Genomic DNA, 24272 nt, shown 5'->3' on the forward strand with positions numbered 1-24272 from the left:
CCTGGCTCAAAGGCTGGCGAAATAGGCGATGATGTCGGCCTTCTCGCCCGGGGTGCAGGCGCGGCCGAGCACGGTGTTACAGTTGCGGCGGAACCATTTCGCCACCTTCTTGGGATCGGTGAAGCGGTCAGGCGATTGCGATACCGCCATCGGCGCGATGGTCTTGCCGGCGCGGGTCTGGCCCTGGTTGCGCGGGTCCTTGGTGTGGCAGGTCGAGCAGGACGGCGTATCCGGGTGGCCGCCGGCGTGGCTCGCGAGGAAGAAGGCATGGCCGCGCTCGGCCGAGGCGGGCTGCCCGGCCAGCTCGGCGAACTGCTGGATCATCTGGGCCTGGCTCTCGGCCTTCGCCGCGCCCGCCATCCCCGCGGTCAGGGGCGGGCTCAGCGCCAGGGCCGCAGCGGCGGCGATCAGGATCGCTCGGGTCGTCAATTCTCTGCCTCCTCGGGAACGGATATGGATGCCGGCCGGAACAGCCCGGCGGCCGCATCGGCATGGCAGGCCGAGCAATGCCCGCGCGCGCCGACGGCGGCGGATTTGAAGGTCTCCTCGGGGATGCCGCCGTGCATCCATTTCCAGAACCGGGTCGCGGTGATCTGGTCGGGATGCTCGGCCGAGACCCGGCGCAGGACATGGGCGGCCAGGGTGTCGGCGCTCTCGGCGGCATGGGCCTGCAGCCAGGTGCTGATCTGCTGCGTCGTCGCCGGGTCGAGGCTGGCATCCTCGCCGAAATGATCGCCCAGCGTCGCCATTAGCTGCTTCCACGAGGCCGCCGGCAGCAGCGTCGGGTTGTAGGCCTCGTGGCAGTCGCTGCATTCGCTGGCATAGGCCGGGTCGAAATGCGCCGGGGTGACGGGCAGGTTCGGCACCGGCAGCGACGAGAAGCCGAAGCCGGCCGAGCCCGCCAGCACCGCCAGCGCCGCGCCGAGGATCAGCGCCGGGCGCGGCCGGGCGCGACGCTCGGGCAGCGCGACATCGTTCGGCCGCGCCGGCTTTTCGCCGTCGATCATCGCCGAAACCAGGCTTTCCTTCTCGCGCCGGCTTTCCAGGATCACACCGCCGAGATGCAGCGCGATCAGCACCAGCACGGCGATGGCGATGGCCTGGTGGACATGGCGATAGAAGAGGCCGGTGTCGAAGCTGGTGTCGAAGGCAAGCGGTCCGGCCTTGAGCATCCCGCCCCAGACCTCGAGCCCGGTCCAGCCGAGGGCGAGGATGGCGAGGATCAGGGTCACGACCATCAGCGCCCCCAGCGGGTTGTGGCCGAGATAGCGCCGCTCATGGGTGTTCTTCAGCACCGCACGCAGATGGGCCAGGACGGGGCCGGGGCCGCGGACGAAACTGGCAAAGCGGGCATGGGTCGGGCCGCAAAGACCCCAGAGAATGCGGGCGCCGACCAGCGCGAGGGCGAGCAGGCCGGCAATCAGGTGCAGCGGTGTCCAGCGCGGCCCGAGCAGGAAGCCGGTGGCGGCGGCCACGGTGACGCAGGCGACGAGGCACCAGTGAAAGACGCGGATGAACAGGTCCCAGACCCGGACCCGGGCCGCGCGCGTTGTCTCTGTCTGTCGTGCTGTCTGCACCCCGCGCCCTTCCGTCGCTTGCGGATCGCCTCTCGGGGCTAGTCTGTCACAGGCTGGCTGACAAGGTGCTGACACATTCGTGAACGGGTTCGGTCGGAGACGGGGGGCGCCTGAGCGCGGCGGGAACAGCGCGGCACCGTTTCTCCGCCCCGTCCGGAGAACCCGGAAGCCGCCCCGCGCAACGCCGGACGCTTCGCTTCCTAGACGCTCTCCGCGCCGGGCGCTTGCGGCAGCACCAGCCGGGCCTCCAGCCCGCGCGCCAGCGGTGCCAGCACCAGCCGGCCGCCGGCGGCCTCGGCGATCTCGGAGGCGATCGACAGGCCCAGCCCGCTGCCCGGCGCGCTGGTATCGAGCCGGGCGCCGCGCGCCATCAGCCCCTCGATCCGCTCGGGCGGGATGCCGGGACCGTCGTCGCGGATCGCCAGCGTCACCGTCTCGTCGGCCGCGGCCCGGGCGCTGATCCGCACCGTGCCCTCGGCATGGCGGGCGGCGTTCTCGATCAGCGCCCCCAGCGCCTCGGTCAGGTCGTCGGGGTCGAGCCGCACGGCGCAGCTCTCGGGCGCATCCGTGCTCCAGTCCAGCCGCGCCCCTTCGGGCGTGCGCCGGATCACCGAGACCACCCGTTCGATCACCGGCCCGACCGCGCAGCTGGCGGCGAAGCCGCGGGCGGCGATGCGGGCCCGGGCCAGCTCGCGGTCGACATGGCGATGCATCGCGTCGGCGATGCCCTCGACCGCCTGCGCCTCTTCCTCCTGCCCGGCCTCGCGCAGCCGCCCGGCCTCGCCGTAAAGCGCCTGCAACGGCGTCTTCAGGCCGTGGGCAAGGTCGGCGGCGCGGGCGCGGGCGCGGCGGATATCCTCCTCGCGCGCCTCGATCAGGGCGTCGACCTCGGCCGCCAGCGGCCGCACCTCGGTCGGGAACTCGGCCCCGAGCCGGGCGCTGCGGCCGGCGCGCACCGCCGCCACCCGGGCGCCCACGGTCTGCAGCGGCCGCAGGCCGACCGCGACCTGGGCCCAGCCGGCGACGATCAGCACCCCGCCCAGCAGCGCCAGGTAGGGCGCCATGTCGGCGACGAAGGCGCGGTCGGCGGCCTTCAGCTCGGCCTCGTCCATCGCCACCGCGACCCGCGCCGCGATGCCGCCCAGCCGCGCCGGCAGGGTGACCTGGCGTTCCAGCACCAACAGCTTCTGGTCGCCCGGCCCGGCGATGACATGGGTATGGGCGCTGCCATCCTCGGGCGGGGTCGGCAGGGTCAGCGCGCTGTCCCAGAGCGAGCGCGAGCGCAGCGTCCTGCCGGGCAGGTCGATCTGCCAGTAGAGCCCGCTGAGCGGCCGCGAGAAGCGCGGATCGGCCGGCGGTTGGGCCAGGGTGATGTCGGGGGTGCCCGGGGCCGTGCTTGGGCCGCGGTCGAGCCCGGCGACGACCTGGTCGAGCTCGACCGACAGTTCGGCCACCGCGCGCCGTTCGACATGGGCGTTGAACAGCTGCGACAGCCCGCCCGCCGCCAGTGCCAGCGCCGCCACCACCGCCACCGCGCCGGCGGCGAACAGCCGCAGGTGCAGCGACCAGCGCTTCAAGAGGCGCGGCCTTCGAGGAAATAGCCGAAGCCGCGCCGCGTGCCGATGACGCCGGGCCCGAGCTTGCGCCTGAGCCGCGCGATCAGCGCCTCGAGCGCGTTGGCCTCGCGCGAATCCTCGTCGCCGTAGAGATGTTCGAGGATCTCGGTCGGCGGCAGCACCCGGTCGCGGTTGAGCATCATGTAGGCCAGCAGCCGGTATTCCAGCGCCGAGACGCCGACGGGCTGGCCGTTCAGCGCCACCTCCATCTTGACCGCGTCCAGCTCCAGCCCGCCATGCGCCTGTTTCGGCGCCGCCTGTCCGGCCGCGCGCCGCACCAGCGCCCGGGCGCGGGCGACCAGTTCCTCCATCCGGAACGGCTTGGGCAGGTAGTCGTCGGCGCCGGCGTCGATGCCCTCGACCCGCTCGGTCCAGGCGCCACGCGCGGTCAGCACCAGCACCGGCATGGTGCGGCCGTTGGCGCGCCAGCGCTTGAGCACCGTCAGCCCGTCCAGCCCCGGCAGGCCGAGATCGAGCACGACGAGGTCGTATTCCTCGGTATCGCCGAGGAACCAGGCCTCCTCGCCATCGCCGCAGATCTCGACGACGAAGCCCGCCGCCCCCAGCGCCCGGCGCAGATCCTCGGCGATCCGCGTGTCGTCCTCGACCGCAAGCACCCGCATCAGTCACCCCCCGTTTCCGCGCCCACCACCTTGCCGGTGCGGGCGTCGACCGTCACTTCACTGACCTTGCCATGCGGGTCGATCAGCTCGAATTCGTAGCGGTAGCCGCCGTTGTGATCCTCGAATTCCACCTTGATGACGCGCGCCTTCAGCTTGGTCTCGACCGCCGTCATGATCTGCGCCAGCGGCATCACCTGATCCGACTTCAACGCGTCGCGCGCGCGGTCGTGATCGTCGTCATCGGCCCGGGCCGGGGCGGTGACGGCGGCGGCCGCGAGGGCGAGGGCAAGGCCAAGGGACAGGACGGGGCGCATCATCGCCGGCCACTCTTGCCCCGGGGCGCTGACGCCAGCCTGACGGGGCGCGCGCCTCTCGGGCGCGGGGCCGGTCGGCGTGAAAGGCGGCGGGTTCGAGGCGGTGTCATCGTCTGTCATCTGGCGGCTTCGCGGGCAGGGTAGACCGGAACGCGGGGCGGCTCCAGCCCCTGCCGGACAGGGCGGTTCCGTCGCCGGGATCACTCTTTTTCAAGAACCGGGGCGCGGCCGTGCAGAGCCGCGCCTTGACGCGAAATGCGCCTGCCATGTCGCCGGTGGGCGAGCCTTGGCGCCGTTTCGCCATGACCTTCGGCCCTGACGGCCGCGTTCGCCGGCCGGATGGAGACCCCGATGACACTGACTGAACCGACCTTCTCGCGCGCCGAATACGCGGCGCGGCTCGACAAGACCCGTGCCGCGATGGCGGCTGCCGGCGTCGATCTGCTGATCGTCACCGACCCGTCGAACATGAACTGGCTGACCGGCTATGACGGCTGGTCCTTCTATGTCCATCAATGCGTGATCGTGACGCCCACAGGCGAACCGCTGTGGTTCGGCCGGGCGATGGATGCCGAGGGCGCCAAGCTGACCGCCTGGCTGTCCGAGGCCAGCCTGATCGGCTATCCCGATCACTACGTGCAATCGACCGAGCGCCACCCGATGGACTACCTGTCGGCGCAGCTTTCCGACCGCGGCTTCGGCGCGGCGCGGATCGGGGTCGAGATGGACAATTACTGGTTCACCGCCGCCGCCTTCGCCAGCCTGGTCAAGCATTTGCCGGATGCGAAATTCTCGGATTGCACCGCGCTGGTGAACTGGCAGCGGGCGGTGAAGTCGGCGGCCGAGATCGGCTACATGCGCAAGGCGGCGCGGATCGTCGAGGCGATGCACCAGCGCATCTACGACAAGGCCGAGATCGGCATGCGCAAATGCGATCTGGTGGCCGAGATCTACGATGCCGGGCTGCGCGGGGTCGACGGCATCGGTGGCGACTATCCGGCGATCGTGCCGATGCTGCCCTCGGGCCGCGAGGCGACGGCGCCGCACCTGACCTGGGACGAGCGGCCGCTGAAGGCGGGCGAGGGCACCTTCTTCGAGGTCGCCGGCTGCTATCGCCGCTACCACTGCCCGCTGTCGCGCACCCTGTTCCTCGGCACCCCGACGCAAGCCTTCCTCGACGCCGAGACGGCGGTGCAGGAGGGCCTGGAAGCCGGGCTGGCGGCGGCCAGGCCGGGCAACCTGTGCGAGGACATCGCCGCCGCCTTCTTCGGCGTGCTGGCGAAACACGGGATCGAGAAGGACAGCCGCACCGGCTACCCGATCGGGCTGAGCTACCCGCCCGACTGGGGCGAGCGCACCATGAGCCTGCGCCGCGGTGACAAGACCGAGCTGCAGCCGGGGATGACCTTCCATTTCATGACCGGGCTGTGGCTTGAAGACATGGGGTTCGAGCTGACCGAGAGCATCCTGATCACCGAAACCGGGGTCGAATGCCTGGCCGACGTGCCGCGCAAGCTGTTCGTCAAGACCTGACCCTGCCTTCCTCTCAGTCCAAATATCCTCGCCGAAGGAATCCTGTCCCGGCCACAGGCGCCGGCGGTCGCGACAGGACGCTCCGCGGGGGATATTTCACCTGAGAGGAAGGCAGGGTCAGGTCTCCAGCCAGATCGTCACCGGCCCGTCATTGACCAGCGCCACCTTCATGTCGGCGCCGAACACGCCATTGGCGACCTCGATCCCCTGCGCCCGCATCCGCTCCGAGAGGTATTCGTAGAGCCGCCGGCCCTCGTCCGGCGCAGCCGCGGTGGAAAAGCCGGGGCGGTTGCCGCGCGCGGTGTCGGCGGCGAGGGTGAACTGGCTGACCACCAGCGCGGCGCCGCCGATATCGAGCAGCGAGCGGTTCATCTTGCCCGCCTCGTCGCTGAAGATGCGCAGCTTGGCGATCTTGGCCGCCAGCGCCTCGGCCTGGGCCTCGCTGTCGCCCTGCATGGCGCAGACCAGCACCAGCAGGCCGGGTCCGATCTGCCCGATCACCCGGCCGTCGACTGTCACCGAGGCCTCGCTCACCCGCTGCACCAGAGCCCGCATCCGCCTGTCTCCCATCGCTTTTCCGTCCTGATCCATAGGCGCCGCCGCCGCGACGCGCAACAATTGACGCAAATCATGGAGACTCGTCCGGGCGCCGGGCAGGATCGCGCCGTCAACAGTGCTGACAGGAGGATTACCATGGTCGAGAAATCCCATACCGGAGGGTTCTGGCCCTCGCTTTACGAACCGCTGCGCAACATGGGCACGCGGCTGGCCGAATGGGTCGCCCCACCGTCGGAAGCTTCGGCGACCGAGGCCGCCTACAACATCGCGCTGGAACTGCCCGGCGTGGCCGAGGACGACATCCACCTCACCGTCGAGGATGGCGTCGTCACCGTGACCGGCGAGAAGAAGACCAGCCGCGAGGAGGAGGGCGAGACCTGGTATTTCAGCGAACGCCAGTTCGGCGCCTTCAGCCGCAGCTTCCGCCTGCCGCCCGATGCCGACGAGGCCGCGGTCGGGGCGTCGCTCAAGGACGGCGTGCTGTCGATCTCGGTGCCCAAGAAGAAGGCCAAGGCCCCGGAAGGCGCCAAGCGGGTGCCGATCAATCGCGGCTGAGCCGGGGCGGGCGGGCCCCGCCGGTGGGAGACCTCTGGCGGGGATATTTACCGGCAGAAAGCGGCAAAGGGGGCTGCCCCCTCTGCCGAGGTGAAGAGGAAAGCCGCGCGCCCTATTTCGGGAAATAGGGCGCGAGGTTGGCGCGGATGCGGTCGAGCGGGGTGGCGCCGCTCTCGTCCGGCACGAAGGGTTTGCCGGTGATCGCCTCGTAGGCGCGGATATAGACCTTGCTGGTCTCCTCGATCATCTCGGCGGGGATTTCAGGGATCGCGTCGGTATAGGGATCGCAGCGTTCGGCCACCCACGCGCGGATGAAATCCTTGTCGAAGCTCGGCGGCCGGCTGCCGGCGGCGAAGGCGGCGTCGTAGCCGTCTGCCAGCCAGTAGCGGCTGCTGTCGGGGGTGTGGATCTCGTCGGCCAGCACGATGTTGCCATCCTCGTCGAGGCCGAACTCGTATTTGGTATCGACCAGGATCAGCCCGCGTTCCGCCGCCAGCGTCTGGCCGCGGGCGAAAAGGGCGAGGGCATAGGCCGAGACCGTGTCCCATTGTTCCTGGCTCAGCAGGCCCTGGGCGACGATCTCCTCCGCCGTCAGCGGTTCGTCATGGCCGCCGTCGAAGGCCTTTGAGGTGGGGGTGATGATCGGCGCCGGCAGCTTCTCGTTGTCGCGCAGCCCGTCGGGCAGGCTGTGGCCGTACATCTGCCGCTGACCCTTCTTGTAGAGCGTCAGCACCGAGGTGCCGGTGGTCCCGGCGAGGTAGCCGCGCACCACCATCTCGACCGGCAGGATCGTCAGCTTCCGGCCGACGACGACATTGGGGTCGGGATAGGCGAGGACGTGGTTGGGGCAGATGTCGGAGGTTTCCTCGAACCAGTAGCGCGCGCATTGGGTCAGCACCTGGCCCTTCCACGGCACGCAGGCGAGGATGCGGTCGAAGGCGCTGATCCGGTCGGACGAGATGATGATCCGGCGCGGACCGTGCGTCGCATCGGCCGGCAGGTCGTAATTGTCCCGCACCTTGCCGCGGTAGTAGTTCGGCAGTTCCGGGATGACGGCTTCGGAGAGGATGCGCATGGCGGCTCCGTTGGTTCTCGGGATCGCTGACCTATCGGCTGCGGGCGGGGCGGATGTCAAGGCGGCAGGCAATGCGCCACTCCCCGGCTCACGTTGAGAGCCGGGGAGTGGTCGCGATAGGACTTCGCCGGCAGTGCCGCCTTATCCCTCCGCCGCGATCCGCACCCTCCGTGCGGCGAGCGCCAGCGCGCCGAGGCAGAGCAGCCCGCCGGCCACATACCAGCCCAGGATCGTCTGGATCTCGGCGTAGGCCATCTGGCCGCTGCCCGAGGTGCCATGCGAGGCGAGCCACAGGGTGGCGGCGAAGAGCAGCCGGCCGACGAGGCTTTGCAGCGAGAAATAGGTCGCCCGGCCCTCGCTGCCCAGGAGCGGCTGGACCCGGGCGACGATGAAGGGGCGCGACAGGGCGTTCGGCACCATGCGCAGGAACAGCAGCGCGATCGCCGCCATGCCGTTGGTCAGCGCCAGCGTGGCGCAGAGGGCGATCTGCATCCCGAACGCCGTCAGCAGCATCGCCCCGAGCCCGATCCGCCGCCGCAGCCGCGGCGCCCAGGCCGAGGCGACCAGCGAGATCAGCATCATCACCGTCGTGACCGCGCCGCTGACCAGCGGTGCCTCGGCGCTCAGCCCCGACGACGTCAGCGCCTCGAGGATGAAGGGCTGGCCGAAGACGAAGGGAATATGGCTGAAACCATACATCAGCACCGACAGCGCGAAGATCCACAGCACCACCGGCTGGCGGAAGGCGGCGCGCAGCGATCCGAGGCGGAGCAGTTCCTCGCCCTCGGCGAAGTCTTCCCGGCCGCGCGGCGGCTCGGTGAAGCGCAGGGCGAGGATCACCGCTCCGGCCTGGGCCAGCGCGGCGGCAAGGAAGGGCAGGGCGCCGGCCCCCATCGCGCCGCCGGTGACGGCCGACAGGGCGAGGGCGGCGAAGGAGAAGCGCCAGGCCTTCAGCTCTTCGGCCTCGACGGCGTCCGCCCGGCCCTCGGCGGCGAGGGATTCGTAGAGCAGCGCGCTGTCGGTGCCCGAGGCGAAGGCGATGCCGGTGCCGATCAGGATCTGCCCCAGCGCGAAGGCCCAGAAGCCGCTGCCGAGCCCGATCAGCACCGCCCCGGCCAACCCGGCCAGCGCCGAGGCGACCAGCGTCACCCGCCGCCCCAGCCGGTCGGACATGTAGCCCGAGGGCACTTCGAGCAGCGTCGTCGCCACGTCGTAGGTGGCGTAGAGCAGCACCGCCTCGGCCGCCGACAGATGTGCCTGGAAGAACAGGAACCAGACCGCCTGCCAGAACAGCAGGTTCTGGAGCGCCTTGAACCACGGGTAGAGCGCGACGTTGCGGCTTGCCCCGGCGCCGGAGGGGGAGGCGGAAGTCACTGGTTCTGCTTGAGATAGACGACGACGCCGATGGCAACGGCGGCTACCAGCACCGCGCCGGCGATCTTCCACCACGACCACGGCCGCTCGCCGCGCACCTTGCCGGTCTGGCCGTTGACGACGAAGCGGTAGCTCTTGCCGCGATACTTGTAGGCCGCCATCCAGATCGGCAGCAGGACATGCTTGAAGGTCTCGTTGGTCGCCGTGGTGTCGATCGAATGGATCCGCTGCTCGTCGCCGCCGATGTCGCGGCGCACGTCCTGCTCGATCACCCGGTCCATCTTCACCCTTGCGATGGAGTGGCCCTCCTCGAGCCCGACCGAATAGCCCTCGGCCCGGAAGCCGGCGAGGTAGTCCGGGCGGTAGGCCTCGAGCCCGCTCAGGTCCCAGGGTTCGAGCGCGTCGACATAGCCGCGCGGCAGGCTGGTCGAGGCCAGGGCGAGGACGTCGTCGAAGCGCCGCGCCACGGTGCCCGCCGCCGGATACCAGCGGATCTTGCGCACCTGCTCCTGCCGGGTCTGGTTGCGGCCGTCGACCTGCACGGTGACGGTCCGGGTCTCGTAATAGGCGACGCCGCACTGGCCGGTATAGGTCGAGCGGGTGTCGGCGTCGAAGGTCCAGTAGGGGGTGTAGATGCCGGTCAGCGCCCGGCCCTTGCGGGCGTATTGCACCAAACCGTTGGGCGCGAACCAGAGCCGGCCGAGCCATTTCGTCATCGCCGCGCGGGCCTGCACCTCGGTCAGCTGGAACGGCACCAGCGCCTGCGGCTTGATCTGGCGGTGGGCTCCGGTGTCGGTGACGATCGGCGTGGCGCAGAACGGGCATTCGGCGGCGTGGACATGCGGGTCGAACTCGAAACTGGCGCCGCAGGAGGGGCAGGTGACGGTGCGGACCTCCTCCATCGCCGTCGGCGGCAGGGCATCGGCCAGCGCCGCCTGGTAGTCGTGCTCGGTCAGGTGCTTGTTGCGCGTCCGGGTCGAGGGGATGGCGGTCAGCGACTCGATTGTGTCGGCGCCCGTGCCGGCGCCCGCCGTGACCGGCTCCTCGTGGCCGCAATGCTCGCAGACCAGCTTGTCCGCCCCCGGGGCGAAGCGCATCTCGGCCCCGCATTGCGGGCACGGGTAACTGTGGTGCTCACTCGTCACGGCCGCGCCGCCTCACGAGGCCGGCGGCGGCGGGGGCGGCGGCGGAGCGATGGTGAAGAGCTGGGCCAGCTCGGCGATCTCGCCCGCCGGTTTCCAGCCGTCCTGGCCCGGGGTCCAGACCAGCGTCTCGCGGGTGAAGCTGCCCTCGGTGACCATGCGGCCGAGATGGCCGCGGCCATAAGGGCCCTGCGTCGCGCCGTTCTCGGCAATGTGCCAGACCTTCTCGACCGGCGGCGGAGGCGGGGGCGGCGGCGCATAGGCCGGCGCGGCTTGCGGTGCGCCGCCCCACGGCCCCTGCTGGGCCATCTGCGCCGCCATCCCCATGCCCATCCCGGCGCCCAGCCCGGCCGCCATCGACGAGCCCGGCGTGCCGGCGGCGGTGGTCATCGCCTCGGCGGCCGAGAACTGGGTGTAGCGGTTCAGGTCGCCGACGATCCCCATCGAGGTGCGCTTGTCCAGTGCCTTCTCGACCGCCTCGGGCAGCGAGATGTTCTCGATGTAGAACTCGGGCAGTTCGAGCCCGTAATTGGCGATGGTCGGGGCGATGGCATTGGCGACCAGCTTGCTCAGGTCGGCGGTGTTGGCCGCCATGTCCAGCACCGGCACGTTCGAGCCGGCGATGACGCGGCTGAATTCCTGCACGATGATGTTGCGGATCTGAAAGCTGATCTCGTCGGCGGTGAACTCGCCATCGGTGCCGACGATCTCGGTCATGAACTTGCCCGGATCGGTGACCCGCATCGAATAGGTGCCATAGGCGCGCAGCCGCACCGGCCCGAATTCGGCATCGCGGCACATGATCGGGTTCTTGGTGCCCCATTTGAGGTCGTTGAACCGGGTCGTGTTGACGAAATAGACCTCGGACTTGAACGGCGACTGGAAGCCGTGGTCCCAGTGCTGCAGCGTCGTCAGCACCGGCATGTTGTTGGTCTCGAGCATGTAGAGACCGGGGCTGAAGATATCCGCCAGCTGCCCTTCGTGGATGAACACCGCCGCCTGGCCCTCGCGCACGGTCAGCTTGGCGCCGTACTTGATGGCATGGCCCTCGCGCTCGAAGCGCCAGACCATGGTGTCGCGGGTGTCATCGACCCAGGAGATGACGTCGATGAACTCGCCCTTGAGGAAATCGAAGATCGACATGCTGTCCGCCTTTCCGTGTCGCTAGATGCCGCCGGCCTAACTCTGCCCGCCCATCAGTTCCCTTGCAATCACCCGCACGATCGGCCGGGCCTCGGCGGGCTTCATGCCCGGCTTCAGCCGCGGATCGTAGAGCATCTTGAGCATCAGCTCGTCCTGCGTCGTCAGCAGGGCGAACTCCTCGTCGTCGTTGAAGATCGACGGCCGCGCCGCCGGGCTGTCATTGGCCAGCCCCAGCCCCTGCGACAGTTCCTCGTGATAGCAGGACAGGCGCAGCAGGTCGGGATGTTCGCCCCTTATCACGGCGACGGCGCGGCTATAGGTGCTGGCATTGCCCTCGGAGAAGGCGAAGACCAGGCAATAGGTCGAGCGCGGCATGGTGGTGATCGTCCGCACCACGTTGTTGCCGATGCCGGGCACCAGCTTCCTGAGCTGCGGCCCGAAGGCGCGGCGGGCATCCTCGTTGAGCACGAAGATGTCGAAATTGGTCCGCCCGGACGAGACCAGCGAGACCGGGTGGCCCGAGACCCGGCCCAGCCGGGCGGCATAGGCGGCGACGGTCTTGCGGTCCTTGGCGCGCTCCTCGTCCGGGATCGTCGGGCCGAAGGTCAGGCTCATCCGCACCGGCTTGTTCCAGCGCCGCAGCCGGCTCGGGGTCTGTTTCGGCACCAGGCCGCTGCCGTCGGGGGCGTATTCGTCGTAAAGCGCGATGCGGATGAAATTCTCGGTCAGGTCGCGGGTGTTGAACGGCGTGTCCGGCCCGCCGCCATCGGTGCGCAGCAGCCCCTGTTCCAGCAGGTCCGACTGGACCTTGGCGTAATGGACCCGCGCCGCCTCGCTCGCCGCCGAGGGGGCGGGGCGCAGGCCGGCCGGGCGCGGCGGCGGCACCGGCACCGGCTTGACGAACAGGGCGTCGCAGCCGGCCAGCGCGGTCAGGGTCAGCAGGCCGAGGGCCGCGACGCGGCCGGGGAAGGGGCGATGGAGCGGCATTCAGGCCTTCGGGACGCTGGTGCCGGCATTGTCGCCGACACCGTCGGCCCGCGCCTTGGCGGCGGCCAGCGTGTCGCGCAGGTCATGCTCCATCCTGGTCAGCTCCTTCTCGGCCGCGGCGCGCTTGGCCTTGCCCTCGTCGGCGATCTGCAGGCTCTCGTTGATCGTCGCGATCAGCGTCTCGTTGGCCTTCTTCACCGCCTCGATGTCGAACACCCCGCGCTCCATCTCGGTGCGCACCTCGCGATTGGCCTGCTGCAGGTTCTCGGCATTCGAGGTCAGCAACTCGTTGGTCAGGTCGTTGGCCTCGCGCACCGCCGCCGCCGCCTCGCGCGAGCGCTGGATGGTCACCGCCTGGGCGAGCTGGGTTTCCCACAGCGGAACGGTGTTGACCAGAGTCGAGTTGATCTTGGTCACCAGGCTCTTGTCGTTCTCCTGCACCAGCCGGATCGAGGGCAGCGACTGCATCGTCACCTGCCGGGTCAGCTTGAGGTCATGGACCCGGCGTTCGAGATCGTCGCGCGCGCCGCGCAGGTCGCGCAGCTCCTGCGCCTTCATCACCTGCTGCTCCTCGGGCGCGGCCTCGACCTCGGCCTCCTTGGCCGGGATCGTGGTGGTGTCGAGCTCGGACAGCTTGGCCTCGCCGGCGGCGATGTAGAGCGCCAGTTCGTCATAGAAATCAAGCGTCTTGCCGTAGAGCACGTCGAGCGACTTGATGTCGATCAGCAGCTTGTGCTCGTGCTGGTCGAGCGATTCGGTGACGCGGTCGATCTGGCCCTGCACCTCCTCGTAGCGGGCGATGAACTGGGCGAAGGGCGCGGCGCGGCCGGTCAGCCGTTCCCACCAACTGCGCTTGCGGCGCACGTCCAGTTCCGAGACCGAGAAGCCGCGGATGGTGCTGACGATCTCGCGCAGGCTGTCGCCGGCCGGGCCGACATCCTTGTTGCGCACGCCGGTCAGCATCGACTGGCTGATGGTCTGCAGCTCGGCCTGGGCGCCCGAGCCGAAGGAGATGATCGACTGGGTGTTGGTCATGTCGATCTCGGCCATCCGCTTGCGGATTTCCTCGGCCACCGGGGCGGGGGCCTTGTCCAGCGGCACCACCGCTTCGGCCTGCACGGGTTCGGGCAGGACCACGGCGCTGACCTTCTCGATTTCGGCAAGGGCCTCGGCGGCCTTGGCGCGGACGGCTTCTGACATCTCTCAAATCCTTCCCTGAAACTGGCGCCCTAGCCCGGGCGCACCCCTTCGCGCTGCAACCGTTCGCGCAGCACGTCGATCTGGATGTCCAGATCGGTCTTGTCGTCCTGCAAGAGCGCGGTGGTCTGCGCGGTGAAATTGCTCTCCAGATCGTCGAGCAGCGCCTCGTAATCGGCACGCGCCTGGGCGTCGTGGCCGCGGGCGGCGATCTCGGCGAACTTGATCGTCGCGTCGCGCGCCCCGATCAGGTAGATGCCGAGATATTTCCGCGCCGCCGTCAGGTCGCGCGGGTCGTTCTCGACGGTGCGGAACATCTTGCGGGCGGTGCCGATGAAGCTCTCGACCCGCGCCACCAGCCGCCGGTCGCCGCTGCGCTTGATCGCGTCCTGGATCGCGCTCAGGTGCTTCTCTGCCTCCTCGACGGCGCGGGCGACGCGGTCGGTCTGGAAGGCGTCGACGCCCTCCATCCCCTTGTCCTTCAGCGGGTCCGGTCCGAAGGCACCGAAATGCAGCGCACCGCCGAGCACGGCGAAGATCGCCGGCGCGACCAGGCCGCCCTCCGGGACGAAGCCGCCGAGCGCCAGGCCGAGGCCGGTCAACACCGAGCCGAAGATCTTGCGCGGGATCGCCGGGCGGCGGGCGACCGTCCGCGCCTCGTAGGCCTCCTGCGCCCGCAGCCCGTCGCGCGTCAGCCAGGCGGCCAGGAGCAGCGTGGCGCAGGCGCCAAGGTCGAGCGCCAGCCCGACCGGCGGCTGCCAGAAGGCGGTGACGGCGAAGACCAGCGGCGCGATGAAGAGGAAATTGGCGCGGCCTCCGACCCGGGTCGGACGGCGGCCGTGGAACGGGTTGGGCGCGCCCGGCTGCGGAGCGCCGTCGCTGCCGGGGCTGTATTGGCCACCGAAGCGCTGCGCCATCACATGCCCCCCGCGACGGCGACGTAGAGGATCAATGCCAGCAGCAGGAAATATGAAAGCTTCTGAAACCCCGTGCCAGACATGCCGTCCCTCTGAGCACCCGAAAAATACCGGTGGAACACCCCGTTACTATAGGGGATCGCCCGGGGGCATACCAGCGTCAAGCCGCCGGAAAGACAGGATTCAGCTGCGGCCGGCGGGTTTACGCCGCGTCGCCCCGGCCTTGCCCGGCCCGGGCATCGGGCGCGGCTTGCGGGCCCCGCCGGGCCTGACCTCGGGCTTGGCTTCGGGCCTGGCCCCGGTCTTGGTGCCGGCCGCGGGCCCGGTCTTCCGGCCCGGCGCGCCCGGGCCGGCCTTCGGTCCCGGTTTCGGCCCCGGTTTCGCGCCCGGCTTGCCCTTGCGCCTGGCGGTGCCGGTCTTGGCTTCCTCGTCCGGATTTTCCAGCCCGAGCTGGTCGCGCAGCACCTTGGCCTTGACCTCCTGCACCGCGCCGGGCTGCATGTCGCCCAGCCGGAACGGGCCGTAGCTGATCCGGATCAGCCGGTTGACCACCAGCCCGATCTCGCCCATCGCGCGCCGGATTTCGCGGTTGCGGCCCTCGCGCAGCCCCACCGTCAGCCAGGCATTCGCGCCCTGCTGGCGGTCGAGCGTGACCTCCATCGGCTGGAACCGTTCGCCCTCGACGGTGATGCCCTTGCGCAGCGGCTCGAGCGCCGCATCGTCGGGCGTACCCTTGACCCGGACCCGGTACTTGCGCAGCCAGCCGGTCGAGGGCAGCTCCAACCGGCGCTTGATGGCGCCGTCATTGGTCAGCAGCAGCAGCCCCTCGGAATTGAGGTCGAGCCGGCCGACCGACATCACCCGCGGCAGCTCCTCGGGCAGGTTGTCGAAGACGGTCTCGCGTCCCTTCTCGTCGCTGGCCGAGGTCACCAGCCCCAGCGGCTTGTAATAGAGCCACAGCCGCGGCGGCTCGGGCTCGGCGACGGGCTTGCCGTCGACGGTGATCTTGTCGTGCGCGGTGACGTTCAGCGCCGGGCTGTCGATCGCCTTGCCGTTGACCGCGACGCGGCCGGCCTCGATCATCCGCTCGGCCTCGCGCCGCGAGGCGACGCCGGCACGGGCCAGGACCTTGGCGATGCGCTCGCCGGGGGGAGTTGTGTTGCTCATGGCCGCCTTCTAGCGCCAAAGCGCGGGCCGTGAAAGCGGCACTTGCGGGGAAGGCCACTTGCGGGCAGGAAGAGCCGATGAGCCCGTTTCGCAGCTACATGGACATCGCGCTGGAGGAAGCCCGCGCCGCCGCCGCCCGCGGCGAGGTGCCGGTGGGTGCCGTCATCGTCGCCCCCGACGGCACGGTGGTGGCCCGCGCCGGCAACCGCACCCGCGAGCTGGCCGACCCGACGGCGCATGCCGAGATCCTCGCCCTGCGCGCCGCCTGCGCCGCCGCCGGTTCGGAGCGGCTGCCGGGGCACGACCTCTATGTCACGCTCGAACCCTGCCCGATGTGCGCCTCGGCGATCTCGCAGGCGCGCATCGCCCGGCTCTACTACGGCGCCGCCGACCCGAAATCCGGCGGCGTCGCCCATGGCCCGCGCGTCTTCGCCCATCCGCAGAGCCACCATGTCCCCGAGGTCTATGACGGCATCGGCGCCGCGGCCGCGGCGGCGCTGCTCAAGGAATTCTTCGCCGGCAAGCGGGACGGCTAGGCCGGGGGTTTCACACCCCCGGACCCCCGTGGGATATTTTCGCTGAGAGGAAGGGAGGAAGGAAAGACCGCTCTGGCTCTTCCTCTCAGTCCAAATATCCCGGGGGTCCGGGGGCAGCGCCCCCGGCCCTGGCCTCACAGCTCGATCGGCTCCATCACCTGCGGTTCGATCACGTTCACTCCCGGCAGGCCGGCCTTCAGCACCTCGGCGTCCTGCTCGAGGATCGGGAAAGTGCGGTAGTGGCAGGGGATCACGATCTTGAAGTCGAAGAAGGTCTTGGCGGCATAGGCGGCGCGTTTCATGTCCATCGTGAAGTGACCGCCGGCGGACAGGATGCCGATGTCCGGCTGATGCAGGTCGTTGAACAGCTTCATGTCGGCCATCACGTCGGTGTCGCCCGAGACGTAGATGCCGTGGCCCTCGCCCTCGATGATGAAGCCCGCCTCGTGGCCGGCATAGACCGGCGCGCCGTCCGGCCCGGCGACCGAGGAGGAATGGCAGGCGTTGACCAGCGTCGCCTTGACGCCGCCGAGGTCGACGGTGCCGCCCTTGTTGAAGCCGATGCCCTCGATCCCCTCCTTGGCCTGCCACCACGAGATCAGGTCGTAGGTGCCGGCGACGGGGATGCCGAGCTCCTTCGCCACCGGGATGGCGTCGGTGGAATGGTCGCCATGGCCGTGGGTGAGCAGGATATGCGTCGCTCCCTGGATCGCCTCGTCGCGGCGGTCGGCGGGGAACATGGGGTTGCCGGTCATCCACGGGTCGATCAACAGTGTGAGGCCGGCGATCTCGAGACGGAAGCCGGAATGGCCGAGCCAGGTGAGTTTCATGGTCTCTCCTCCTTGACGGTTCGGCGCAGAGTGTAGGGCCTGTGGCGGAGAAGGAAATGGGCTGGACGGAAGCGGTCGACGGATATTGCGAAAGGCTGGACCCGGGGCTGTGGGCCGAGCCGGTCAATGCCCTCACCAATCTCGCCTTCCTGGTTGCGGCGGCGGTGATGTGGCGCCGGGTGCGCGGGCTGGCGCCGGCGCGGGCGCTGGCGGCGATCCTGGCCGCGATCGGGATCGGCTCGGGGCTGTTCCATACCGTCGCGCAACGCTGGGCCGGGCTGGCCGACGTGCTGCCGATCGCGCTGTTCATCCTGGTCTATCTCTACGAGGCCAACCGGCAGTTCTGGGGCCTGCGGCTCTGGCCGGCGCTGGGCCTCACCGCGCTGTTCTTTCCCTATGCCGCGCTCGCCACCCCGGGACTGCATTTCCTCGTGCCGGGGCTGGGCGGGTCGGCCGCCTATGCCACGGTGGCTTTGCTGATCGCGCTCTACGCCCTTGCGCTGGTCCGGCGGGCGCCGGATACGGCGCGCGGGCTGGGGATCGGGGCGGCGCTGCTGACCCTGTCGATCGCGGCGCGGGCGGCGGACACGCCGCTCTGCCCGGTCTGGCCGCTGGGCACCCATTTCCTCTGGCATCTGCTCAATGCCGTCATGCTGGGCTGGATGATCGAGGTTATGCGGCGCCACATGCTTGCAGCGCGCCGCGCCGGGAGCTAAACGAGGCCGGACCGTTCCACGGGGAGAGACCCATGTCGATTGATACCGATACCGCCCGCAAGGTGGCCCATCTGGCCCGCATCAAGGTGGAGGAAGACGACCTGCCGGCGCTGGCGGGCGAGCTTTCGGGCATCCTGACCTTCATGGAGCAGCTGGGCGAGGTCGATATCGAGGGCGTCGAGCCGATGACCAGCGTCACGCCGATGCGGCTCAAGCGGCGCGAGGACGTCGTCACCGACGGCAACATGCAGGACCGCATCCTCGCGAACGCGCCCGACGCGCGCGAGGGCTTCTTCGCCGTGCCGAAAGTGGTTGAGTGAGCGGCCGAGGTCGTGAACGGGCGGCCGTGAACGGGCGGCGCCCCGGCGCGGGTGCCAAGCAAGAGATGGAATGATCGGATGACGGACAAGCTCAACCAACTGACGATTGCCGATGCGCGCGACGCGCTGCGCAAGGGCGAGGTGACCTCGGTCGATCTGACCATGGCCTGCATGGCCGCGATCGACGGGGCGGCCGAGTTGAACGCCTTCGTCCACCACACGCCCGAGATCGCGCTCGAGCAGGCGCGGGCGGCGGATGAACGGATCAAGACCGGCGACGCGCCGGCGATGTGCGGCATCCCGCTGGGCATCAAGGACCTGTTCTGCACCAAGGGCGTGCCGAGCCAGGCGGCGAGCCGGATCCTCGAGGGCTTCCGGCCGGAATACGAATCGACCGTCACCCAGAACCTGTTCGATGCCGGCGCCGTCATGCTGGGCAAGCTGAACATGGACGAATTCGCCATGGGCAGCTCGAACGAGACCTCGACCTACGGCAATGCGGTCAACCCGTGGCGGCGCGGCAATGACGACATGCCTCTGACCCCGGGCGGCTCGTCCGGCGGTTCGGCCTCGGCCGTGGCGGCCGACCTGTGCCTGGCCGCGACCGGCACCGATACCGGCGGCTCGATCCGCCAGCCGGCGGCCTTCACCGGCATCACCGGTCTCAAGCCGACCTACGGCCGCTGCTCGCGCTGGGGCATCGTCGCCTTCGCCAGCTCGCTCGACCAGGCCGGGCCGATGACCAAGACGGTGCGCGACGCGGCGATCATGCTGGGGGCGATGGCGGGCGAGGACCCGAAGGATTCGACCAGCGCCCAGATCCCGGTGCCGGATTTCGAGGCCATGCTGACCGGCGACATCCGCGGCAAGACCATCGGTATCCCCAAGGAGTACCGGATGGACGGCATGCCGGACGAGATCGAGGCGCTGTGGCACCAGGGCGCCGAGATGCTCAAGGACGCCGGCGCCAAGATCGTCGATATCAGCCTGCCGCACACCAAGTATGCCCTGCCGGCCTATTACGTCATCGCCCCGGCCGAGGCGTCGTCGAACCTCGCCCGCTATGACGGCGTGCGCTACGGCCACCGCGCCAAGCTGGGCAAGGGCGACGGCATCACCGAGATGTACGAGAAGACCCGGGCCGAGGGCTTCGGCAAGGAGGTCCAGCGCCGGGTGATGATCGGCACCTACGTGCTCTCGGCCGGCTTCTACGACGCCTATTACAACCGCGCCCGCAAGGTCCGCGCCCTGATCAAGCGCGACTTCGAGGAGGTCTTCGCCCAAGGCATCGACGCGATCCTGACCCCGGCGACGCCGTCGGCCGCCTTCGGGCTAGGCGAGATGGCCAATGCCGACCCGGTGCAGATGTATCTCAACGACGTCTTCACCGTCACGGTCAACCTTGCCGGCCTGCCCGGCATCTCGGTGCCGGCCGGGCTCGACCGCCAGGGGCTGCCGCTGGGGCTGCAACTGATCGGCCGGCCGTGGGAAGAGGGCGATCTGCTGAATCACGCTCATGTCCTCGAACAGGCCGCCGGCTTTGTTTCCAAACCGGCGAAATGGTGGTAAACCTCTGGGCCGAGCAACTAGAGGCCCTTTGATGCGATACCTGCTTCCGGCGGCGCTGATCCTGTCCGCCGCCGCCTGCGCGCCGACCGCGCCGAACGATGCCGCCCCGTCGAAAGGGGCCGGCTTCGGCAGCTACACCGATTACCTCAAGCAACACGAGGGGCAATCCGGGGGCCAATCCGGGGCGACGACGCCTGTTGCGCCGGCCTCGGGCGCGACCGCGTCGGCCGGGGCGCCGCTGGTGGGCACCTCGGCGCTGGCCGACCCGTCCGACCCGACGGCGGGGCTGGCGGGCGACCGCCCGCGCGGCGGGGCGCCGGCGACGATCAAGGCCGATACCGGCGAGATGGCGGCGGTCAACGATCCCAAGATCTCGGACGAGCAGAGCTTTGCCGCCGTGAGCTCGCGCGAGACGATCGCCAGCGACAAGGAGCGGCTGGCGCGGCAACGGGCGCAGTACAAGGTGATCCCGCCGACCGCAGTGCCCAGCCGGCCGGTCGAGATCCCGCCCAATGTGGTGGAATACGCGGTGAAGTCGACCAATCCGATCGGCACCCAGATCTACCATCGCGGCAACCCGTTCCGGAACGCGATCAGCCGCCGTGCCTGTGCCAGGTTCCCTTCGGCCGACAAGGCGCAGGAGATGTTCCTGGCCAATGGCGGGCCGCAACGCGACCCGAAGAGCCTCGATCCCGACGGCGACGGCTATGCCTGCGGCTGGGACCCGGCGCCGTTCCGCGCGGCGATGGAGAAATAGGCCGGCCGATGCCGTATCGGGCGGCATGTCCTTCCCTGTTTCCGCCCGGCGCCTGCGCCGGACAGTGCCGGACCCGGCCCGCAGCGGCGGGCGCTCTCTCGCTTCCCCCTGCGACCTGCCTGCCGCTCCGGCGTCGGGGCAGGGCGTAGCGCGGTGCCGGCGCCGCTCTCTCCCAATTTCGGCCCCCGCCGCGACGGGCAGCGGCCGGAGCTGATCGTGCTCCACTACACCGCGATGGAAAGCTGCGCCGCCGCCCGCGACCGGCTCTGCGACCCGGCGGCCGAGGTCTCCGCCCATTACCTGATTTCCGAGATCGGCGCCGTCGAGGTGCTGGTGGCCGAGGAGATGCGCGCCTGGCATGCCGGAGCCGGCAGCTGGGGCGGGCGCGGCGACGTCAATTCGCGCTCGATCGGCGTCGAACTGGCCAATACCGGTGTCCACCCCTTCCCGGCGCCGCAGATGCGGGCGCTCGAGGCGCTGCTGGCCGGGGTGATGGAACGCTGGGCGATCCCGCCCGAGGGGGTCATCGCCCATTCCGACATGGCGCCTGGGCGCAAGGCCGATCCGGGGCCGCGATTCGACTGGCAGCGGCTGGCCCGCGCCGGCCTCTCGGTCTGGCCCGAACCGGGGCGGGGCGCGCCCGCTCGCTTCGCCGCCGACGCCCGTGCCTTCGGCTATCCCGACGCGCCCCTGGACACCCTGCTGACGGCGTTCCGGCTGCGCTTCCGTCCCTGGGCGGCGGGGCCGCTCGATGCGGTCGATGCCGGGCTGGCGGCCGACCTCGCCCGCCGCTTCGCCATTGACCGTGACGCCGACAGCCCCTAAGTGCGACACGCGCGGATGGCCGGACGGCCGCGGCCCCGAAAGGGGGCGAGGAAAGTCCGGACTCCATGAGGCGATGGTGCCGGGTAACGCCCGGCCGGGGAAACCCGAGGGAAAGCGCCACAGAGAACAGACCGCCCCCGCCGCGGCGGGGGTCAGGGTGAAACGGTGGGGTAAGAGCCCACCGCGGGCCTGGCAACAGGACCGGCACGGCAAGCCCCACCAGGAGCAATGCCGAATAGGGGCCCCACGCGGCATGATCCCTCCGGGGATATCTCCGCAGGGACGTCTCAGCCCGGGGCCCGGGTTGGCAGCTCGAGCGCGTCGGCAACGGCGGGCCTAGAGGAATGGTCGTCGACGGGGCTTCGGCCCCGGAACAGAATCCGGCTTACAGGCCGTCCGCGCCTTTGTTTTACGGTTGACTCCCGCCCGCGCCTCGGTAAAAGGCGGGCTTCAAGGAATTCACGGGCCGCGCCGCGGCGTTCGCCCGAGTGCAGGAGACAAGGCAATGGCGAAGCCGACGACGATCAAGATCCGTCTGAACTCGACGGCGGGCACCGGGCACTTCTACGTGACCAAGAAGAACGCCCGCACCATGACCGAGAAGATGACCGTCAACAAATATGACCCGGTCGCGCGCAAGCACGTCGAGTACAAGGAAGGCAAGATCAAGTAAGATCTGCCCCTTCCGGAAGGCATATTGGCCGCGCCTCGGGCGCGGCCTTTTGCGTTTCCGGCCCCGTCGTCGGCCCCGTTGTCGGCCCCGGCGCCGATCTCAGCCGCAGGCCCAGCCGATCAGCCGGCTGTTGCGGGCCAGGCCCCGCCCGGCCATCCAGCCGTCCAGCCCCAGGATATGCCCCGCGCTGCGGATATAGAGCAGCGCCAGAACCAGCGCGTAGACGATATGCTCGTCGATCAGGAAGTTGTTGTGGTTCGAGATGAAGGGGAAATCCATATGGGCCATCCAGTACAGGATCATCAGCCCGATCGCGGCGATGGAGCTGGCGCGAACGAACAGCCCGGCCAGCAGCGACAGCCCGATCAGCAGATGGCCGTATTCCACCAGGAAGGACACGACGGCGCCGATCCCCGGGCCGGTGAACAGGATGAACAGGGCGTGGAAGGTCTTGGTATGGGCCAGGAAGCCGGTGGCGCTCCAGCCCGGCACCAAGACCTGGTGCGAGGCGGCGTAGAGGAAGACCCAGGCCATCGCGAGGCGCAGCAGAACGATCAGGGCCCGGTCCGGCGCGGTGTTTTCGGCGGTCATTGAGACACTCCCTTCACTGTGACGGGGATGAGTGTAGGCTGGATTTCCTGTCCGAGAGGTTAATTCTTCGCGATCCGCCGGGCGGCGCGCCTGGCCGCGACCATGCGGCGCGGCGGCGTTGCCTTCCGCGCCGGCCTGCCTATCTGCCTGCCATGACGTCCGCGCCGCTGATCCGCATTGCCCGTGCTGCCGACCTTGCCGCGATCGACGCGCTGTTCGCCCGCAGCTACGGCCGGCTGCTGGCGGCCGACTACCCGCCCTCGATTCGCGTCACCGCGATCCCGCTTCTCAGCCGCGCCCAGCCCCGGCTGGTGACCTCGGGCCGCTACTACGTGGCTGTGGGGGCGGAGGGCACGATACTCGGCGCCGGCGGCTGGAGCCCGGCCGGGCCGGGGCAGGAGGCCGATCCGCTTCCCGAGGCGGCGGATGTCGGGCGTGCCCATGTCCGCCACCTCGTCACCGATGCCGGCCATACGCGGCGCGGCATCGGCCGGGCGCTGATGGGCCGGGTCTTCGCCGAGGCCCGCACCGCCGGGATCCACCGGCTCGACTGCCTTGCCACCCGCACCGCGGTGCCGTTCTACAGCGCGCTCGGCTTCGTCACCCTCGGCCCGGTCGAGGTGGCGCTGCGGCCGGGGATCGACTTTCCCGCCATCCGCATGCAGCGCCTGCTGGAGTGACGGCCCGCCGCCCCCTTCCCGCTTTCACCTGGACGAAAATATCCCGGGGGAGGCGCCCGCAGGGCGACGGGGGCAGCGCGCCCCTTCTTGCGCCCGAAGGGCGCGCCGCGGGAGTGCCCGGGCAAAGCAGAAGGGCCGGTGGTTTCCCACCGGCCCCGTGCAGGTCCGAACCTGTCTGTGGCCCGGTTCCGGGCTCAGTTCCGGTTGCCCATGAACTGCAACAGGAACATGAACAGGTTGATGAAGTCGAGATAGAGCTTCAGCGCGCCCATGATCGCCGACTTGCCGAGCCATTCCTGATCGCCGCTCTGGGCCATCTGGATGTACTGGGTCTTGATCGCCTGGGTATCGAAGGCGGTCAGGCCGGCGAAGATCAGCACGCCGAGGATCGAGACCGCGAATCCGACGGCCGGCGACTGCAGGAAGATGTTGACGATCATCGCCACGATGATGCCGACCAGGCCCATCATCAGGAAGGCGCCCATCGCGCTCAGGTCGCGCTTGGTGGTGTAGCCGTAAAGGCTCAGGCTGGCGAAGGCGATGGCGGTGACCAGGAAGGTCTGGGCGATCGACACGCCGGTGAAGACGATGAAGATCGAGCTGATCGACAGGCCCATCGCCGCGGCGAAGGCGTAGAAGAACAGCTGTGCGCCGCCATAGGAGAGGCGGTTGATCGCGGCGCCGAAGCCGAAGACCATGCCCAGCGGCAGCAGCATCACCACCCAGCGCAGCGGCGAGGTGTAGAGCGCGACGCCGAAGCTGGTCAGGTAGCTGTTGGCGCCGATCTGGGCGCCGGTCGGGGTGCCGGTGATCGCCAGACCCGCGACGGCCCAGGCGACAAGCCCGGTCATCAGCAGGCCGATGGACATCAGCCCGTAGACCTTGTTCATGTGGGCGCGAAGGCCCTCGTCGATCCGCACGCCCGCGCGCGCGCCGGCGCCCGTCGTCGTGCGGATCGTGTCATACTCTGCCATGGAAAGCCTCCATTCAAATCCCT

27 protein-coding genes and 1 other RNA gene are annotated in these 24272 nt (G+C 69.7%); 11 read left to right on the forward strand and 17 right to left on the reverse strand.

The features are described from left to right. Positions 1-6 precede the first annotated feature (6 nt). From ACFOES_RS16295 to ACFOES_RS16315, 5 genes are all read right to left on the reverse strand, one after another. Positions 7-429, reverse strand: a complete 423-nt coding sequence (locus ACFOES_RS16295) for a DUF1924 domain-containing protein (protein ID WP_377834428.1) — start codon at positions 427-429, stop codon at positions 7-9. Continuing rightward, positions 426-1577 (reverse strand): cytochrome b/b6 domain-containing protein, encoded by a 1152-nt coding sequence (locus ACFOES_RS16300; RefSeq protein WP_377834429.1) that lies wholly within the window; start codon positions 1575-1577, stop codon positions 426-428. The genes ACFOES_RS16295 and ACFOES_RS16300 overlap by 4 nt, the downstream gene beginning before the upstream one ends. Before the next feature lie 200 nt (positions 1578-1777). Then, positions 1778-3154: a sensor histidine kinase gene (locus ACFOES_RS16305; RefSeq protein WP_377834430.1), complete on the reverse strand. Its 1377-nt coding sequence runs from the start codon at positions 3152-3154 to the stop codon at positions 1778-1780. Beyond that, the gene (locus ACFOES_RS16310) at positions 3151-3816 is read right to left on the reverse strand and encodes a response regulator transcription factor (RefSeq protein WP_377834431.1); all 666 of its coding nucleotides are present in this window, start codon (positions 3814-3816) and stop codon (positions 3151-3153) included. The genes ACFOES_RS16305 and ACFOES_RS16310 overlap by 4 nt, the downstream gene beginning before the upstream one ends. Beyond that, positions 3816-4133: a PepSY domain-containing protein gene (locus ACFOES_RS16315; protein ID WP_377834432.1), complete on the reverse strand. Its 318-nt coding sequence runs from the start codon at positions 4131-4133 to the stop codon at positions 3816-3818. Before ACFOES_RS16315 ends, ACFOES_RS16310 begins: the two co-directional genes overlap by 1 nt. 348 nt (positions 4134-4481) lie before the next feature. On the opposite strand from ACFOES_RS16315, the gene doeA reads away from it, so the two are divergent. Beyond that, positions 4482-5663, forward strand: a complete 1182-nt coding sequence (gene doeA / locus ACFOES_RS16320) for an ectoine hydrolase DoeA (protein ID WP_377834433.1) — start codon at positions 4482-4484, stop codon at positions 5661-5663. A 117-nt stretch (positions 5664-5780) separates the two neighbouring features. Here the strand turns inward: doeA and dtd are convergent, their stop codons facing one another. Continuing rightward, the gene (gene dtd, locus ACFOES_RS16325) at positions 5781-6218 is read right to left on the reverse strand and encodes a D-aminoacyl-tRNA deacylase (RefSeq protein ID WP_377834434.1); all 438 of its coding nucleotides are present in this window, start codon (positions 6216-6218) and stop codon (positions 5781-5783) included. 138 nt (positions 6219-6356) lie between these two features. Here dtd and ACFOES_RS16330 point away from each other — a divergent pair, with 138 nt between their 5' ends. After that, the gene (locus ACFOES_RS16330) at positions 6357-6776 is read left to right on the forward strand and encodes an Hsp20/alpha crystallin family protein (RefSeq protein WP_377834435.1); all 420 of its coding nucleotides are present in this window, start codon (positions 6357-6359) and stop codon (positions 6774-6776) included. A 112-nt stretch (positions 6777-6888) separates the two neighbouring features. Here ACFOES_RS16330 and ACFOES_RS16335 read toward each other — a convergent pair whose 3' ends face one another. The 8 genes from ACFOES_RS16335 to ACFOES_RS16370 form a co-directional block, all read right to left on the reverse strand. Next, positions 6889-7851, reverse strand: coding sequence for a phosphoribosylaminoimidazolesuccinocarboxamide synthase (locus ACFOES_RS16335; protein WP_377834436.1), 963 nt, complete (start codon positions 7849-7851; stop codon positions 6889-6891). A gap of 141 nt (positions 7852-7992) precedes the next feature. Further along, positions 7993-9225, reverse strand: a complete 1233-nt coding sequence (locus ACFOES_RS16340; protein WP_377834437.1) for an MFS transporter — start codon at positions 9223-9225, stop codon at positions 7993-7995. Beyond that, positions 9222-10322 (reverse strand): primosomal protein N' (replication factor Y) - superfamily II helicase, encoded by a 1101-nt coding sequence (locus tag ACFOES_RS16345; protein WP_377834438.1) that lies wholly within the window; start codon positions 10320-10322, stop codon positions 9222-9224. The genes ACFOES_RS16340 and ACFOES_RS16345 overlap by 4 nt, the downstream gene beginning before the upstream one ends. A gap of 60 nt (positions 10323-10382) precedes the next feature. Next, positions 10383-11510 carry an SPFH domain-containing protein gene (locus ACFOES_RS16350; protein ID WP_377834439.1) on the reverse strand — a complete coding sequence of 376 codons (1128 nt, stop codon included), beginning with the start codon at positions 11508-11510 and terminating at the stop codon, positions 10383-10385. Positions 11511-11546: 36 nt separating this feature from the next. Beyond that, the gene (locus ACFOES_RS16355) at positions 11547-12497 is read right to left on the reverse strand and encodes a DUF2927 domain-containing protein (protein ID WP_377834440.1); all 951 of its coding nucleotides are present in this window, start codon (positions 12495-12497) and stop codon (positions 11547-11549) included. Next, positions 12498-13697, reverse strand: coding sequence for a toxic anion resistance protein (locus ACFOES_RS16360; protein ID WP_377834441.1), 1200 nt, complete (start codon positions 13695-13697; stop codon positions 12498-12500). A 29-nt stretch (positions 13698-13726) separates the two neighbouring features. Further along, a complete protein-coding gene (locus ACFOES_RS16365; RefSeq protein WP_377834442.1) occupies positions 13727-14611 on the reverse strand; it encodes a 5-bromo-4-chloroindolyl phosphate hydrolysis family protein in 885 nt (294 codons plus the stop codon). Between the two features lie 183 nt (positions 14612-14794). Next, positions 14795-15778: a pseudouridine synthase gene (locus tag ACFOES_RS16370; RefSeq protein WP_377834443.1), complete on the reverse strand. Its 984-nt coding sequence runs from the start codon at positions 15776-15778 to the stop codon at positions 14795-14797. 77 nt (positions 15779-15855) lie between these two features. Here ACFOES_RS16370 and ACFOES_RS16375 point away from each other — a divergent pair, with 77 nt between their 5' ends. Next, complete coding sequence (locus tag ACFOES_RS16375) at positions 15856-16314, forward strand: nucleoside deaminase (RefSeq protein ID WP_377834444.1); 459 nt, start codon at positions 15856-15858, stop codon at positions 16312-16314. Between the two features lie 134 nt (positions 16315-16448). On the opposite strand, the gene ACFOES_RS16380 is transcribed toward ACFOES_RS16375, so the two are convergent. Next, entirely contained in the window at positions 16449-17144 is a 696-nt protein-coding gene (locus tag ACFOES_RS16380; protein ID WP_377834445.1) for a metal-dependent hydrolase, read from the reverse strand. 56 nt (positions 17145-17200) lie between these two features. Here ACFOES_RS16380 and ACFOES_RS16385 point away from each other — a divergent pair, with 56 nt between their 5' ends. The 7 genes from ACFOES_RS16385 to rpmG all read left to right on the forward strand — a co-directional run bounded on the left by ACFOES_RS16385 (position 17201) and on the right by rpmG (position 22004). Continuing rightward, a complete protein-coding gene (locus tag ACFOES_RS16385) occupies positions 17201-17860 on the forward strand; it encodes a ceramidase domain-containing protein (RefSeq protein ID WP_377834446.1) in 660 nt (219 codons plus the stop codon). A gap of 32 nt (positions 17861-17892) precedes the next feature. After that, complete coding sequence (gatC, locus tag ACFOES_RS16390) at positions 17893-18180, forward strand: Asp-tRNA(Asn)/Glu-tRNA(Gln) amidotransferase subunit GatC (protein WP_377834447.1); 288 nt, start codon at positions 17893-17895, stop codon at positions 18178-18180. Between the two features lie 78 nt (positions 18181-18258). Continuing rightward, positions 18259-19749, forward strand: a complete 1491-nt coding sequence (gene gatA / locus ACFOES_RS16395) for an Asp-tRNA(Asn)/Glu-tRNA(Gln) amidotransferase subunit GatA (protein WP_377834448.1) — start codon at positions 18259-18261, stop codon at positions 19747-19749. Positions 19750-19780: 31 nt separating this feature from the next. Continuing rightward, entirely contained in the window at positions 19781-20506 is a 726-nt protein-coding gene (locus ACFOES_RS16400; protein WP_377834449.1) for a hypothetical protein, read from the forward strand. A 153-nt stretch (positions 20507-20659) separates the two neighbouring features. Further along, on the forward strand, positions 20660-21331 hold the full coding sequence (locus ACFOES_RS16405) for an N-acetylmuramoyl-L-alanine amidase (protein ID WP_377834450.1): 672 nt from the start codon (positions 20660-20662) through the stop codon (positions 21329-21331). Between the two features lie 11 nt (positions 21332-21342). Further along, an RNA gene (gene rnpB / locus ACFOES_RS16410) (RNase P RNA component class A) lies at positions 21343-21735 on the forward strand. A 101-nt stretch (positions 21736-21836) separates the two neighbouring features. After that, positions 21837-22004, forward strand: a complete 168-nt coding sequence (rpmG, locus tag ACFOES_RS16415) for a 50S ribosomal protein L33 (RefSeq protein ID WP_036638206.1) — start codon at positions 21837-21839, stop codon at positions 22002-22004. Positions 22005-22103: 99 nt separating this feature from the next. Here the strand turns inward: rpmG and ACFOES_RS16420 are convergent, their stop codons facing one another. After that, positions 22104-22595, reverse strand: coding sequence for a hypothetical protein (locus ACFOES_RS16420; protein ID WP_377834451.1), 492 nt, complete (start codon positions 22593-22595; stop codon positions 22104-22106). 152 nt (positions 22596-22747) lie between these two features. Here ACFOES_RS16420 and ACFOES_RS16425 point away from each other — a divergent pair, with 152 nt between their 5' ends. Then, positions 22748-23275: a GNAT family N-acetyltransferase gene (locus ACFOES_RS16425; protein ID WP_377834452.1), complete on the forward strand. Its 528-nt coding sequence runs from the start codon at positions 22748-22750 to the stop codon at positions 23273-23275. A 194-nt stretch (positions 23276-23469) separates the two neighbouring features. Here the strand turns inward: ACFOES_RS16425 and ACFOES_RS16430 are convergent, their stop codons facing one another. Further along, positions 23470-24249, reverse strand: coding sequence for a Bax inhibitor-1/YccA family protein (locus ACFOES_RS16430; RefSeq protein ID WP_377834453.1), 780 nt, complete (start codon positions 24247-24249; stop codon positions 23470-23472). Positions 24250-24272: the final 23 nt, after the last annotated feature.

Origin of the sequence: Acidimangrovimonas pyrenivorans (assembly GCF_042643245.1) — a bacterium.
Lineage (GTDB): Bacteria > Pseudomonadota > Alphaproteobacteria > Rhodobacterales > Rhodobacteraceae > Acidimangrovimonas > Acidimangrovimonas pyrenivorans.

Bases quoted from the DNA above. Each gene is read 5' to 3' on its own strand.
- ACFOES_RS16310 (WP_377834431.1), bottom strand. From the start codon at position 3,816: ATGCGGGTGCTTGCGGTCGAGGACGACACGCGGATCGCCGAGGATCTG.
- ACFOES_RS16315 (WP_377834432.1), bottom strand. From the start codon at position 4,133: ATGATGCGCCCCGTCCTGTCCCTTGGCCTTGCCCTCGCCCTCGCGGCC.
- doeA (WP_377834433.1), top strand. From the start codon at position 4,482: ATGACACTGACTGAACCGACCTTCTCGCGCGCCGAATACGCGGCGCGG.
- dtd (WP_377834434.1), bottom strand. From the start codon at position 6,218: ATGCGGGCTCTGGTGCAGCGGGTGAGCGAGGCCTCGGTGACAGTCGAC.
- ACFOES_RS16330 (WP_377834435.1), top strand. From the start codon at position 6,357: ATGGTCGAGAAATCCCATACCGGAGGGTTCTGGCCCTCGCTTTACGAA.
- ACFOES_RS16335 (WP_377834436.1), bottom strand. From the start codon at position 7,851: ATGCGCATCCTCTCCGAAGCCGTCATCCCGGAACTGCCGAACTACTAC.
- ACFOES_RS16345 (WP_377834438.1), bottom strand. From the start codon at position 10,322: ATGCGCTTCGCCCCGGGGGCGGACAAGCTGGTCTGCGAGCATTGCGGC.
- ACFOES_RS16350 (WP_377834439.1), bottom strand. From the start codon at position 11,510: ATGTCGATCTTCGATTTCCTCAAGGGCGAGTTCATCGACGTCATCTCC.
- ACFOES_RS16355 (WP_377834440.1), bottom strand. From the start codon at position 12,497: ATGCCGCTCCATCGCCCCTTCCCCGGCCGCGTCGCGGCCCTCGGCCTG.
- ACFOES_RS16360 (WP_377834441.1), bottom strand. From the start codon at position 13,697: ATGTCAGAAGCCGTCCGCGCCAAGGCCGCCGAGGCCCTTGCCGAAATC.
- ACFOES_RS16365 (WP_377834442.1), bottom strand. From the start codon at position 14,611: ATGGCGCAGCGCTTCGGTGGCCAATACAGCCCCGGCAGCGACGGCGCT.
- ACFOES_RS16370 (WP_377834443.1), bottom strand. From the start codon at position 15,778: ATGAGCAACACAACTCCCCCCGGCGAGCGCATCGCCAAGGTCCTGGCC.
- ACFOES_RS16375 (WP_377834444.1), top strand. From the start codon at position 15,856: ATGAGCCCGTTTCGCAGCTACATGGACATCGCGCTGGAGGAAGCCCGC.
- ACFOES_RS16380 (WP_377834445.1), bottom strand. From the start codon at position 17,144: ATGAAACTCACCTGGCTCGGCCATTCCGGCTTCCGTCTCGAGATCGCC.
- ACFOES_RS16385 (WP_377834446.1), top strand. From the start codon at position 17,201: ATGGGCTGGACGGAAGCGGTCGACGGATATTGCGAAAGGCTGGACCCG.
- gatC (WP_377834447.1), top strand. From the start codon at position 17,893: ATGTCGATTGATACCGATACCGCCCGCAAGGTGGCCCATCTGGCCCGC.
- gatA (WP_377834448.1), top strand. From the start codon at position 18,259: ATGACGGACAAGCTCAACCAACTGACGATTGCCGATGCGCGCGACGCG.
- ACFOES_RS16400 (WP_377834449.1), top strand. From the start codon at position 19,781: ATGCGATACCTGCTTCCGGCGGCGCTGATCCTGTCCGCCGCCGCCTGC.
- rpmG (WP_036638206.1), top strand. From the start codon at position 21,837: ATGGCGAAGCCGACGACGATCAAGATCCGTCTGAACTCGACGGCGGGC.
- ACFOES_RS16420 (WP_377834451.1), bottom strand. From the start codon at position 22,595: ATGACCGCCGAAAACACCGCGCCGGACCGGGCCCTGATCGTTCTGCTG.
- ACFOES_RS16425 (WP_377834452.1), top strand. From the start codon at position 22,748: ATGACGTCCGCGCCGCTGATCCGCATTGCCCGTGCTGCCGACCTTGCC.
- ACFOES_RS16430 (WP_377834453.1), bottom strand. From the start codon at position 24,249: ATGGCAGAGTATGACACGATCCGCACGACGACGGGCGCCGGCGCGCGC.